At 36.7% G+C, this 14340-nt stretch carries 7 protein-coding genes; 5 read left to right on the forward strand and 2 right to left on the reverse strand.

Features of this window, described 5'->3' with window-relative positions; all coding sequences use genetic code 11:
- Window positions 1-29: 29 nt before the first annotated feature.
- The 5 genes from ACFIMU_RS01600 (at window position 30) to ACFIMU_RS01620 (ending at window position 8342) form a co-directional block, all read left to right on the forward strand.
- Window positions 30-1061: an AAA family ATPase gene (locus ACFIMU_RS01600; protein WP_375606357.1), complete on the forward strand. Its 1032-nt coding sequence runs from the start codon at window positions 30-32 to the stop codon at window positions 1059-1061.
- The gene (locus ACFIMU_RS01605) at window positions 1062-1973 is read left to right on the forward strand and encodes a DUF58 domain-containing protein (protein WP_375696757.1); all 912 of its coding nucleotides are present in this window, start codon (window positions 1062-1064) and stop codon (window positions 1971-1973) included. It begins immediately after the preceding gene.
- Window positions 1970-4768 carry a DUF4159 domain-containing protein gene (locus ACFIMU_RS01610; protein WP_375696758.1) on the forward strand — a complete coding sequence of 933 codons (2799 nt, stop codon included), beginning with the start codon at window positions 1970-1972 and terminating at the stop codon, window positions 4766-4768. The genes ACFIMU_RS01605 and ACFIMU_RS01610 overlap by 4 nt, the downstream gene beginning before the upstream one ends.
- The gene (locus ACFIMU_RS01615; RefSeq protein ID WP_375696759.1) at window positions 4765-6861 is read left to right on the forward strand and encodes a glutamine amidotransferase; all 2097 of its coding nucleotides are present in this window, start codon (window positions 4765-4767) and stop codon (window positions 6859-6861) included. Before ACFIMU_RS01610 ends, ACFIMU_RS01615 begins: the two co-directional genes overlap by 4 nt.
- Window positions 6862-7457: 596 nt before the next feature.
- On the forward strand, window positions 7458-8342 hold the full coding sequence (locus ACFIMU_RS01620; RefSeq protein WP_375696760.1) for a metallophosphoesterase family protein: 885 nt from the start codon (window positions 7458-7460) through the stop codon (window positions 8340-8342).
- 1381 nt (window positions 8343-9723) lie between these two features.
- On the opposite strand, the gene ACFIMU_RS01625 is transcribed toward ACFIMU_RS01620, so the two are convergent.
- Window positions 9724-10548, reverse strand: a complete 825-nt coding sequence (locus ACFIMU_RS01625; protein WP_375614411.1) for an outer membrane protein — start codon at window positions 10546-10548, stop codon at window positions 9724-9726.
- 770 nt (window positions 10549-11318) lie between these two features.
- Window positions 11319-14264: a bifunctional [glutamine synthetase] adenylyltransferase/[glutamine synthetase]-adenylyl-L-tyrosine phosphorylase gene (locus tag ACFIMU_RS01630; RefSeq protein ID WP_375696761.1), complete on the reverse strand. Its 2946-nt coding sequence runs from the start codon at window positions 14262-14264 to the stop codon at window positions 11319-11321.
- Between the last annotated feature and the right edge of the window lie 76 nt (window positions 14265-14340).

The raw sequence follows: 14340 nt of genomic DNA on the forward strand, positions 1-14340 counted from the left end.
TTTTGCGACAAACGCCTTAAGGAAGAAATATGAGTCAACATGATCCATCATCCAATTCTATAAAAAAGGTCAATATCAATCATGAAGCTCAAGTCATTATTGATGATATTGATACGGCACACAAAGAGTTGGATATTTTACAAAAAGAAATTGACAAAGTTATTTTTGGGCAAAATCAGGTAATCGAATATGCTTTAATCGCTATTTTTGCTGGTGGTCACGCCCTTCTTGTCGGTGCTCCAGGACTTGCAAAAACACGTCTTGTTGAAACATTGGGAACAGTCTTAGGGCTTGATGAAAAACGCATCCAATTCACTCCTGACTTAATGCCATCGGATATTATTGGTTCTGAAATTATGGATTCCGATAAAGACGGTAAACGTTCTTTTCGATACATTCAAGGTCCTATTTTCACGCAACTTCTCATGGCCGATGAAATCAATCGTGCTTCCCCACGGACACAGTCAGCCCTTTTACAAGCTATGCAAGAATATCATGTTACTGTTGCAGGTACCCGTTATGATTTGCCACAACCTTTTCATGTTCTTGCAACGCAAAATCCTCTCGAACAAGAAGGGACCTATCCACTTCCTGAAGCACAACTGGATCGCTTTTTGATGCAAATCGATATTGACTATCCTGACCTCACAACAGAGCGACGGATTATTTTAGAAACAACAAAAGAAAAAAAATCAAATGCAAAACCAATTTTATCCGGCAAAAAATTGCAAAAAATTCAAAATATCGTTCGCAAAATGCCTCTTTCAGAAAATGTGATTGAAGCTATTTTAAAAATTGTCCGCTCATCTCGCCCTCATAAAGACAATAGCCTTGCTAATACTTATGTTTCTTGGGGACCTGGTCCACGGGCATCACAAGCCCTTTCACTTTGTGTTCGCGCTCGTGCTCTTTATTATGGACGCTTAGCTCCTTCACTTGATGATGTTGAAGCATTGGCCTATCCCGTATTACAACACCGCATGGCTCTTAATTTTTCTGCCCGTGCTGAAGATATAACCGTAAAAGATATTATTAATAACCTTGTGAAAGATGCTCTTTGAATGGCTCTTGGCAAAAAAGTTTTACAAAAGCCTCCATTGTCGCTGGCAAATGAACTGCATAAGGATACTGGCAAAATGCCATATTTCCTTTTACAAGCGCGTCATATCGCTAATACATTGATAACCGGATGGCATAGACAACGTAAAAGCGGTAATGGGGAAAACTTTTGGCAATTTCGTCCCTATATGGAAGGAGAATCCATTAGCCGCATTGACTGGCGTCGCTCAGCGCGTGATGAAAATACATATCTCCGTGAACATGAATGGCAAATGACACAAACCGTTTGGCTTTGTCCTGATCAGAGCGCATCAATGCATTACTGTTCGCGCTTTTCTAAAATCTCTAAAGGTAATCATGCCACTCTTCTTACCCTTACCTTGGCATCCCTTCTTGCACGCAGTGGCGAACATATTGCTATTCCCAACTTAATGTCCCCCACAATGACATCCAATGTCGTAGAACGAATAGCCTTTGCTTTAGAAAATCATTCAGATGAAAATTCATTTCCGGATTTTTCAACGATTACACGCTTTTCACATGTCGTTATAATGAGTGATTTTCTCGACTATCCTGAAAAAATCATCCAACATTTAACCGTTTTAACTACAAAACAGGTGACAGCTCATTTAATTGAGATTGCTGATCCCGCAGAAGAAAGCTTCCCCTACACAGGTCACACAGCATTTTTGGATCCTGAAACGAAAGAGAAACATGTTTCCACTAAAGCAGAAAATCTTCGTAAGAGCTATTGTAAACTATATCACGCAAGGCGACAAGAATTGGTAAATTTTTGCGCACGCCAAGGATGGTCTTATCACGTTAGTACAACGGATCAACCTTTAACAGAGACTATTTTTCATCTCGCAAATACAATGAGCGACTCTCCATTGCAAAAAAGGAGGGCACTTTGAGTTTTGCTGCTCCCTTTCTGTTACTAGGGCTTTTGTTCCTACCGGTCATTTGGTGGCTGTTGCGGATAACTCCTCCATCTCCGCGTAAAGAGCTTTTTCCCCCTTTTCGCTTCTTACCCAAACCAACTCATCAACAAGAAACAGCAAAACATACACCTTGGTGGTTGCTCTTGTTGCGTTTAACCATAGCGGCACTTGTTATCATAGCTCTAGCACGCCCCACTTGGAATCAAAAACCAATAAGCTTTTCTGGGTCTCAACCCCTTGCACTCATTATTGATAATGGTTGGGTTTCTGTAAAAGAATGGAAAAAACGCATCTCTATCGCTGAAATACTCCTTGCACAGGCAGAAAAACAGCAAAAAGATATTTATCTTGTTGCAACGGCTGAAAATGATATCTCCAATATAGAGCCCCAACCAGCCAAGATTATAAAACAGTATTTAATGCATTTGCAACCGCGTCCTTGGCCTGTCAACCGTGTGCATGCCTTCAAAAAACTCAGCGAAATAACCAAAGGAAAACCTCTTGATATTGCTTATTTAAGTGATGGATTACAAACAAATGAAGATGAGCAAGCTTTTGCTCTTCTTGAAGAATTAAAACCTAGAAACTTCTTGTGGTATTTGACTGATATTTCCGATTTAACCGGCATAACATCCATAGAAAATAACAATGGAAACATGGGCGCGCGTATTATCCGCTCAACAACACACAGTAATACTCCCGCTATACTCAGCCTTTACGATTCAAATAATCATCTTCTCGGTCAATTTATGAACAATTTCTCTGAAGGAGAAACAACAGCACTTGTTCCTTTTGATATCCCACTTGAACTACGCAATGATATCGCTTGGATAAAAATAAACAATCAAAACCATGCTGCTGCAACCTTCTTGGTAGACAGCCATAGCAGGATAAGCCGTGTTGCTCTTCTCTCACCAGATACCAATGAAATGGCACAGCCTTTACTTGCTCCATTTTATTACATTATTAAAGCCTTACAAGGTCATACACAGCTTATAACAGCCGGTGGAAGAGAACTTTCAACGGATATTGATCATTTGCTTAAACAAAATCCATCTGTTTTTATTATGGGTGACATTGTTAACATGCCCGAAAATGCAGAAAAAAAACTTTCTGATTTTGTGAATAAAGGGGGAACCCTCATCCGCTTTGCAGGAGAAAATCTCAGTAGCGTAGAACATTACGATAACCTTCTTCCGATACCACTGCGCCCAGGTCAACGTTCCCTTGGAAGTATTATGTCTTGGACAAAACCACAAAAGCTTGCACCTTTTGCAAAAAATAGCTTTTTCTTTGGTCTTCCCTTTCCAGGAGATGTTACTGTCTCGCGCCAAATCCTCGCAGAACCAACCCCAGATCTTTTTGAAAAAACGTGGCTTAGCCTTTCGGATGGAACTCCTCTTATTACCGCAGCAAAACGTGGTAAAGGAACCCTCATTCTCATTCATGTTGCTCCTGACCCAACATGGTCTAATCTTCCTCTTTCTGGCTTTTTTGCACAAATGTTGCAAAAACTAATCACATTAAGCACCTATGAAAATATAAACCCAACACATAGAGAAAAAAGAACAGTGGTACAAAGCCCTTGGCGAACTATAGCCGCTGACGGACAATTACAAGTCCCACCCTCTGATGTTGTTCCACTGGTCTTTGATGCTCAAAATCCACCCCGTCCTTCCTATCATACTCCACCAGGACTTTATGGTGTCAAAAACGATTTTTATGCGCTTAATCTCTTAACTCATTCATCGCGCTTGGTGAAACAATCATCATTGCCACCTTCTCTGAACAAGAGTCCTTTATTTTACGATACAAAAGAAAAAAATCTTACCGGTCCACTTTTAGGATTAGCCATCTTATTATTCGCCTTTGATAATTTTCTCATTTTATGGATGAGAGGTATTTTTTCTTTCAATAAACGGCATAATATGTTTTTCCTCCCTATCATAATTCTTATTGCCTTATTTGCATATGCTCCAATTCTTCATGCACAAACGACAGAAAATCATCGTGATAGTATACAAGCCGCTGGTGCAACACATCTTGCCTACGTTATAACCAACAATCGTGAAATTGATATAACGAGTAAAAGTGGTCTAGAAGCCTTAAGCCAATTTATCGCAGAGCGCACAATGCTCTCCCCTGGCTCTGTTACAGCACTTGATCTCGATAAAGATGAACTCTCCTTTTATCCTCTTATTTACTGGCCAATTGATATTGAGAGTCCTATACCAACTCCCAAAAGCCTTGAAAAAATAAATAATTTTATGAAACATGGGGGAACAATTTTATTTGACACACGCGATCAGATAAAGAGCAACCTTAATCTTGAAGGAGATGCCACTCCAGAAACGCAAAGATTACGAACCATCTTAAAAGGATTAAATATTCCATCCATCGAGCCAGCATCAACAGATCACGTTGTTGCACGTTCCTTTTATATTATGCCAGATTTTCCTGGTCTCTACCGTGGTTCACCTTTATGGGTTGAATCTTCATCAATAAACAAAAAAAATAAAAATTCTCTTGCCAGTGGTGATAACGTAAGTTCTCTTCTCATCACCGCCAATAATTTTGCCGGTGCTTGGGCACTCGATGAAAAAGGAGCATGGAAATATCCCCTTGTTCCCAATGATCCAATGCAACGTCTATGGGCATTTCGTGCTGGTTTAAATATTGTCCTTTATGTGCTTACAGGAAACTATAAAGCGGACCAAGTTCATGTTCCAGCGCTCTTGGAACGCTTTAAAAGAGAAAGAAGGCAATGATACCACTTTTCACTTTTCAGCCTTTCTTACCACTCTTTTGGATTCTGCTCTTAAGCGGAATATCCTTTCTTTTTGTCGTTGTTGGTCTTGTTACGCAACGTCAAGGTTCTATATTTCGTCTGATGGCATTAAGCGCCCTCATCCTTGCTTTGCTTAATCCAATGATCATAAAAGAACAGCGCGAACCACTGAAAAGCACAGTGGGAATTATTATTGACCGCAGCAAAAGCCAAACATTTGGAACACGTACAAACGACAGTGATGAAGCGCGCGCGCAATTAACTCAAGTATTGGCGCATTATCCACAATTTGAACCACGTTTTATTGAAGCTGGAAAACTTGCTGATAATCAGTATGCGCCCTCAACGAATTTGTTTGAGACTTTAACACAAGCAGTATCTGATGTACCATTCTCTCGTTATGCAGGAACCATTTTTATCACTGATGGACAAGTGCATGACATCCCTGACCTATCAGATCTTCATCATGAAGCACCTCTCAATGCTTTGATTACAGGATACTCAGATGAATTTGATCGCCAAATCAAGTTTATTTCTCCTCCACGCTTTGCCCTTGTCAACAAACCACAAACGCTCTCCATTTTGGTAGAAGATAAAGGCCCCGCCAAAAAAACAATACCACAGAAAGCAAATATTACACTAAGCGTCAATGGACAAGACATTGGCCATTATTCTGTAACTCCTGGCGTGATTTTTCAAACTGAAATTACTCTTCCTCATGCTGAAAAAAATATTATCCAAGTTATAACTGATCCATACAAAGGTGAACTAAGCTTTGAAAATAACCGCGCTATAACAATTATTGAAGGAATCAGAGAAAATTTACGCGTTCTTCTTATTTCAGGTGCTCCTTATAATGGAGAACGGACATGGCGAGACCTTTTGAAAGGTGACTCCAATATTGATCTTGTTCACTTTACTATTTTGCGTCCCCCCACCAAAGCAGATAATACGCCCTCAAGCCAATTATCCTTAGTGGTCTTTCCCACAAGAAAACTCTTTGTTGAAGAAATTAATAACTTTGATCTCATCATCCTTGATGGCTACCAGCACTCTACTGTTCTCCCCTTAATCTATTATGATTATATCGCCCAATATGTACAAAAGGGGGGTGCATTGTTGATGGTAACAGGACCTGAATTTACCCAAAAAAACTCACTTGCGAAAACACCTTTAATAAGCATTCTACCGGCATTGCCCAATGGAACTATTATTGAAAAACCTTTTCGCCCCGCATTAACCAAAGAAGGTGAGCGCCATCCTGTCACAAGGGGTCTTGCAACACTTAACCTTCCAGCTTCTCAATGGGGACAATGGTTGCGACAAATTGCTATTCAAAATATAAATAACGGAATCGCCCTCATGAAAGGAGCCAATGAACAACCACTTTTAATTCTCTCCCATGTTGATAAAGGGCGTGTAGGCATGTTGCTTTCCGATGAAAGTTGGCTTTGGGCTAGAGGTTTCGAAGGCGGAGGTCCTTATGCTGCTCTTTATCGACGAATTGCCCATTGGCTTATGAAAGAACCAGAACTTGAAGAAGAAAAATTAAGTGCAACCAGCAGCAATCATCATTTAACAATTCGCCGCCAAACCCTCAAAGAGCATCCAGAGCCCGTCGAAATAATCTTTCCCTCTGGAAAAAAAGAAAATATTACTCTCACCAAAGAACAAGAAGGCCTTTTTACTGCAACTGTGACCACTGATGAGACAGGAGTTTTTACCATTAAAAATGGCGATTTAACAATACTTTCTTCTGTAGGGATGCTCGATAATCTTGAGTTGTTTGACTTAACTTCAACACAAGAAAAACTGGCCCCCATTATTAAGCACACTGGTGGCTACATCGGACGTTTACACCCTGAGGGAAAAGAAAATTTTCATCTTCCTCCATTCAAGCTGATTCAATCAAAAAAAAGTCCGTCCTCTTCCCCAGCACATTCAATTGTTCTGAAAGAAGCAACCGAAACCCGTTTAATCAATACCTTTTATTTTTCGATATTTTCTGGCTTTTTTGCACTGCTTGCCTGCCTTTTACTGTTGAGCAGCATGTGGTATCGTGAAGGCCGTTAAAAAATCTGAAATTTAGTATAATAGTTTTTAAATTTAGCTTATCCTTTTACGTATTTACTTGTCTTTTATAATTATATAACGTATTGATTTATAACTCAAAATACAGTGGAATTCTCCTTATTTCCAATATCCTCATATTAAAATAATAAAAAACATTCTCTTGCGTATTATTAGAAGAAATGCTGTATGGATAGAAACCATTGAAGAAAAGAGTGAAATACCTCTTATGAATCCTCTTAAAGCAAAGCAAGAATTTTCATAAAATTGGGGGGAAAATAGTATGATGTTTTTTATTTGCACCTTGTATAAGCGTAGAGATGGTAGTGTACAGTAAGCCCTATATAGTTCACAGAAGCTTTCCATTATAATATCGAGTACCGTCTTGAAATTAGCTCAAACGCATTGAGAAATGTTTTTTACAAATATGTGAATGTACGACACAATAATATTTTATTAGGGATATTCTATTTGGAACATTCCGTTTGAGACATTCTTTTTTTGCAAGCTAATTTTCATTTTACCATCTTTCTTGCCTTTAAACACTAAGTTATCTTATGTTTATTCTTTAAATCGTTTTTAATACTCTACGAGCTTTTATGTTTTATCTTGCCCATATATCGGATGTACATCTTTCCCCTCTCCCGCAACCTTCCCTTTTTGAACTTTCTGGGAAGCGTCTTACCGGTTATCTGAACTGGCAAAAAAAACGTAAGAGTCAGATGGCAACAAATGTCTTAGAAACTTTAATGGATGCCTTGAAAAAAACAAAGCCTGATCACCTGGTGATCTCTGGTGATCTTGTCAATCTTGCTCTCGATAAGGAATTTGAACAAGCGTATCGTTGGCTCCTTAACTTAGGACAACCCCAAGATATTTCTTTGACATTTGGAAATCATGATGCCTATGTCCGCGGCGCTTTACAAAAAGCATGCACTCTTTTTAAACCTTGGATTACAGGTGACATCCCTCAAAAAAGCGTCTTTCCTTATATGCGCATTCGTAAAGATGTTGCCATCATAGCAGCTTCTTCAGCCATTGCGACATTGCCTTTTCAAGCTTCCGGTTATTTTGGTAAAATGCAAGCGCAAACTTTACCGCTCTTTTTAAAGGAAGCAGCACAATGCAACCTTTTTCGTGTCGTCATGATTCACCACCCCCCCTTTCCAAAGGCAACGTCTTGGCATAAAAAACTACGGGATATAAAACGTTTTCTAGACGTTATCAAATACCACGGTTGTGAGCTTATTCTTCACGGACATACTCATTTACCCACATTGAATTACATTGAAGGACCAATTAAAAAAATCCCTATTGTTGGTGTTCCTTCCGCATCACAAGCTTTTGGTGATAAAAAACCGCCCGCAGGCTTTAATTTATTTTCCATTGAACGCTTACAAAATCAATGGCATTGCCAATTACAACGTTATAGCATTATCAACCCCAAAAACGAGATTGCATGTACTGAAACAATTAATCTTTAAACACCTTCATAGTTGCCCAAACAACCAAAAATGAAAATATTTTTATTTCATATCCCTTTGGAAATCATAATTCTTATTTCCTTTTTCTCCTTAAAAGATAAAGTTTCACCTTCTCTGTCAATAGATCAATTTTTCTCAGACAGTTCCATCTGCAGCCCCACTTATGTGACTAGCTTTTTACAAACTTATCGGTTTTGGTTTTCTTCCTTCCCGCCCTAAAGGACGAAAATTCTACCACATCTGATTTATAAATAATTCGGATTCTTGTCTCAAGGGTTCCATCTGCTAATCGCACATGTGATTTACTTCACAAAGCTCTACACATAAACCCTGCTTTGAATTTCATCATCCACTCCTCCAAAAGCATCTAATGCGTAAAATCCTTATATTATTACAATGATGATATTTTATAGAATAATAGAGAAGCTCATTCAGCTTCTATGCCTGAAAATCAATGGCTAAAAAAGCCAAATAATAACTAAATTATATAATTTAAATAACCCAATATACTTGTGATTCATAAACAAATGATGTTGATTGATTTATCGTAAATAGATTTGAAATGATCCATTACTATTTCACTCAAAATTTATTATCGTACATTAAAAACTTAGGAAAAATAATAGATTATGTTTCGATAAAAAACATAGGTAATAATATTTTTTATATCTCAATAAATTCCTAATTTTTCATCTATTTTTTCCTATAAATCACTTTATAATACTCTTTATAATTATTTTATTATTGAGTTACATTGTGGATGTAATTTTATGTTCTTTAGAATTTTTTGCGAGCTTTTTGTTATTAAATAAAATATTTTACGATACCGCAAAACAGAAAAGTTGATTGTATGAGAAATCTTTCAAATAAAATAAAATGCCATTAGCTTGCCAATTCACATGTTGGTTTAAAAAAGCATCTTTTAAAGCACCCAAACCCATTTCCCGACGGCACCTAGGAATGATGTAATGTTAAGTCCATTTAGCAACACCATCTTCACGTTTATGGAAAAGCAAGCTCGTATCAAATCTCATACTTCGCCACCCCCCTAATGTAGCGAAAGTCTTTAGCACTTAAGATGGTTCATAAGAAGCATTTTTATTCTTTCTTGAATGTTTTTATCTCACGAATCTCCCTCTTTTTGATGTACAAAAGACATGGTTTAGATTGGTTCAATATGGTATAGGTTAAAAATGAGAAAATCTTATGACACTTGGGTCTCTCACTCAACATGACAAAAAGTAATTTATATTTACAAATCAAAGTATTGTTCGAATAAAATAGTAGCTTTTTTGAGTAAAGGATATTTACTAGAACATATCTGAAAAACAAAAGCCTCATTCGAAAATGAGACTTTTGAAGTGTTTAATTCTGCAAAAAATTAAAATTTATAAGCTACCCCCACACGGAAATCGTTTGTCTTGTAGCCCATTTCAAATTTATCCTGTATGAATTTCTTTTTGCCAAAATCTGAATAACGATATTCTGCACGTACAATAATATTATCAGTCATTGCAAAATCAATACCACCTCCAAGGGTATAACCAATCATGGTCTTTTTTTCATCATGCAACCAATCAGAAAAATCAACTTCTCCATTTTTGCTATCAGCTACTGCCGCAAAAATATTCTGAAGTTGCGTATAAGCAATTCCTCCAGAAACATAAGGCATCATACGTTCAAGTGCAAAACCAACTTTCACTCGCGTAGCACCTGACCATTTTTGTTTTAAAGTATGCTGTATAGCCTCAATAGGTAACGCTGGAGATTCCTCCTCATGAGAATCTCTCGTGTAACCTGTTCTTTCTAAAGATTTTGCTATTCCTTCAGGTTTATTTTTTGGTAGAGGGATATCCTTCGTACTTTTTTTATTAGACCACATAACATCCGTATCAATACCTATAATAAAACCATTATCGATATCAATATTGGAACCTGCATAAACGCCCCCGATAAAACCAGAAAGTTTAGGCAAATTCTCTTTTCCAACTGGATTCCATATCCCTGTCTCTTTTTTTAAATAACTTGCAGTCGTTTTGCCTGAAAAGTTTCCAATCTGCCCTCCAAGATAAAATCCTGTCCAAGAAAAAGAAGGCGCTGCAATAACAGGAACAGGCTGTTCAGGAATAACGCTATCCGCTGCCTGTACGATAGAAATTGAAATTAAAGAAAATATAGATGTTGAGATTAAATACTTTGTAATCATAATTGCTCCCCTAAAAGCTAATGTGATACATAAATAATAGTAAATCGTTTCACATTTTTTGCAAAAAATCTATAGCAAAAATGACACAGTTAAAAACTTTAAACTCCTATTTAAAAATAAAATTATTTTTTAATAAATAATTATTATAAATACTTTAAAAAAATTATTTATAATTTTCTTAAATTATTACTTTATAATAGCTTTCATAGATGGATATTTCATTATTATCCATAATAATATAAACAACTCCAATATCAATTTTGTTTAAAAAATGAGATATATAATCAATAAAACTTTTTATCATATTTACTTCAATATATTTTTATAATAATAAATAATATATATCCACTACCTCTATAATATTTTATATAAATCTAATATGATAAAAACATTATTGAATATAATTATTGTGTTTAATATCTCTAACTTGATAAGTATATCTAATATAATACTACTGATTTATAACTGATCCATATTCTTGTATCATATACATGAGCAACATCATTCGCTAAAATCTAGTCCTTATTTCTTTTTGTATAAAGAATAACACCTAGAGTGACTTTTTTTGATAGAGAAACTCTTTCATGACACTTGAAGAAATAAGTAGAGAATGGTTTTTACTCTCTAGATCTCTCAAACCTATATGACATAAAATATCAAAATTAATATATAAAAATGGAATTAATAATTTTTAAGCTTCTATAATATCTTTTTATGATTTTATCTAATAATCGCATTCAATAATTTCATAAAAGCATTATAAAATACATTTAATGTTTCATGACTTTCGTAAAAACTGAACAGACTAATTGCCCAGTTTCTGCAATTAATTTTTCAACACGAAGCAAATCAGGTTCCCCAACACTCTTTAACAAAAGATCACTTAATCCAGCTGGCATATCATTGGGATCAAGAGAATCATTTAAGCAAAGTCGTATAATTTGACTCAAATTTGTATAGAGACCATAGGCATAATGTAAATCAGCAACACATGACTGATTAAGAAAACTATTTGGTAAATTATCTAAAATATCTGCTGTCGTCTCTCCAATGTGAAACTCAATGACATGCGTAATAAGAGAAAATTGAGCAATAAACTCCAAATCCATAATGCCACCAGACATCGTTTTTAAATCCCATTGATTTTTTGGCGGCTTTTCTTTTGCAATCAAGGAACGCATTTCACATACTTCTTTTGCAACTTCCTTCTTATCACGAGAAATAGCAATAATTGCACACACTTCATTTTCTAGCTTTTGTAAAAAATCAGGATCTCCTGCAATGCCTCTAGCCCTTGTTAAAGCAAGATATTCCCATATCCATGCTTCTTGGCGATAATACTTTTTAAAAAATGGAAAAGAAACAGCAATAGGTCCTTTATTGCCTAATGGCCGTAATCTTAAATCAACGACATAAAGAACACCTTGGCTTGTAAGAGTGGATAAAGCAGAAACGAGGCGCTGTGCTAAACGCGTATAATATTGAGAGATATAAAGAGGCTTTTCTCCATCAGATATTTCTGCATCATCATCATGTTCATAAAGCAAAACGAGGTCAACATCAGAATCTGCCGTTAATTCGCGACTTCCAAGCTTCCCCATACCCAATATGCCAACACGCCCCCCTTTAATACGACCATGAAGACGAGAAAATTCCTCTTGAACGGTAGCAAATGTTTTTGTAATCATAAGATCAGCAAGCGCAGTAAAAGCAAAACCCGCTCTTTCTCCTGTAATTGTACCATTCAAAATTCGAATACCAATCAAAAAACGTTGTTCATCTGCAAAAATTCTTAAATGGTCAAGAATTTCCTCATAAGAAAGAACATTTTCAAGAAAATATTCAAGCCGTTTTTCTAAGTACATTTTGGTCGGTAATTCTGAAAGAATATTCGGATCTAACATTCCATCAAAAACATGGGACCTGCGTGCAATAATTTCTGCAAGACGTGGAGCAGCCCCCATAATAAGGACAAGCATATCCAAAAGAGAGGGATTAGATTGCAAAAGACTAAAAAGTTGAATTCCTGAGGGTAAGCCCTGTAAAAAACTATCAAAACGCAACATCGCCTCATCAGCTCGCTTTGTCGCGCCAAAAGCTTTCAAAAGAGCTGGCGTTAATTCCGTTAATCTCTCGCGTGCTTCGGCTGATTGCGTTGCTTTATAACGACCACAGTGAAGGGTGCGCATAATACGACAAATATCACTTGCTCTTTCAAAGCCTAAACGGCTTAACGTTATTAATGTCTCTGGATCATCTTCTTCACCTGTAAAAACTAAATTACCAATTTCTAAACCAAGTTCTTGCTCATTCTCAAACAGTGCAGCATAATGTTTTTCAACAACCTGAAGTGTTTTTAATAAATCACGGATAAAACTGCTCCTATCGTGATAGCCCATTAAATAGGCAACACTCGTGAATTGAACAGTATCATTTGGAAGAAGATGTGTTTGTTCATCGAAAAGCATTTGAATACGATGTTCCACATTTCGAAGAAATGCATAACTTTTTATAAGGCTATTTCTCGTTTTTTCACTGATCCAACCAAGCGTGTGAAGTTCTGCTAACATTGCAACTGTCTGACGTCCACGTAATTGAGGAAAACGTCCACCAGCAATGAGTTGTTGTGTCTGAACAAAAAACTCAATCTCACGAATACCCCCACGACCTAACTTTATATTATGCCCATAAGCTGCAATTTGACCATAATTTTTATGCGCATGAATTTGACGTTTGATCGAATGAATATCAGCAATAGCAGCGTAATCTAAATATTTCCGCCACACATAGGGAAAAAGCTCTTTGAGAAAGTTAAAACCTGCCCTCTTATCACCAGCAACTGGACGTGCTTTAATCATGGCTGCTCGTTCCCAATTTTGCCCACGCCCTTCGTAATAACGCAATGCAGTCCTTACTGGTAAGGCCAAAGGGGTTGATCCTGGATCTGGACGAAGACGAAAATCAAGACGAAAAACATATCCTTCCGCAGTGCGTTCTTGAATGATACGGATTAATCGGCGTACCATTTTAGAAAATACGTCAACACTTTCAGAAAGATTACCAATATGAGGTGATGTTTCATCAATGAAAACAATAAGATCAATATCAGAAGAATAATTAAGTTCCCCTGCTCCTAGCTTTCCCATCCCTAAAATAATTAAACCACAGTCTTTTTCTGGATTTTCGCGGCTTAGCAAATTAATCTTACCATGATCATGCGCTTCTCTTAATAGAAAACGTAGTGCTACACTTAATGCTGCTTCGCCCAAACGTGTCAACCAAGCACATGAAATTTCGTAAGTAAAAACACCTCCCAAATCAGCTAAAGCAATGAGAACATGCGCTTCTCGTTTTTTGCGCCTTAAAGCAGCCATCAATGAAGTTTCATTTATAGATTCATCCTTATCAATAGCCGTAATATCATCTATAATTTCGCTCAGCCTTGTTTCTATATCAACATTTAATAAAACACTAAGATATGATGGATTGGCAATTAAAACCTCACGCAAAAAAGGAGATAAGGTCATAACCGAACTGATAAAATCAATCTGCGTTCCACTCTCTGAAATGATGGAAACAAGCGATTCTAAACCTTCTTTCCTTGCTTGTTCTTCCATGTCTTTTAACCATTGGGAACCACTTTTATCGAGAGGACATAAAGAAAGAAGCTGTGTTTTTAAAAAAGCTTGTTTCGTCTGCGCTCCCTTGAAAAGCATTTTGCTTTCCTTTCTATTGCTTTATACTTTTAAAATAGTTATTACGTATGAAAAGAGAAAAGTGAAGAAAAATATC

The sequence above is a fragment of the Bartonella sp. AC70YNML genome (genome assembly GCF_042196545.1).
Lineage (GTDB): Bacteria > Pseudomonadota > Alphaproteobacteria > Rhizobiales > Rhizobiaceae > Bartonella.

What these genes read in the sequence shown, in the direction of transcription:
- ACFIMU_RS01600 (WP_375606357.1), top strand. Translation starts at nt 30, where the DNA reads ATGAGTCAACATGATCCATCATCCAATTCTATAAAAAAGGTCAATATC.
- ACFIMU_RS01605 (WP_375696757.1), top strand. Translation starts at nt 1,062, where the DNA reads ATGGCTCTTGGCAAAAAAGTTTTACAAAAGCCTCCATTGTCGCTGGCA.
- ACFIMU_RS01615 (WP_375696759.1), top strand. Translation starts at nt 4,765, where the DNA reads ATGATACCACTTTTCACTTTTCAGCCTTTCTTACCACTCTTTTGGATT.
- ACFIMU_RS01620 (WP_375696760.1), top strand. Translation starts at nt 7,458, where the DNA reads ATGTTTTATCTTGCCCATATATCGGATGTACATCTTTCCCCTCTCCCG.
- ACFIMU_RS01625 (WP_375614411.1), bottom strand. Translation starts at nt 10,548, where the DNA reads ATGATTACAAAGTATTTAATCTCAACATCTATATTTTCTTTAATTTCA.
- ACFIMU_RS01630 (WP_375696761.1), bottom strand. Translation starts at nt 14,264, where the DNA reads ATGCTTTTCAAGGGAGCGCAGACGAAACAAGCTTTTTTAAAAACACAG.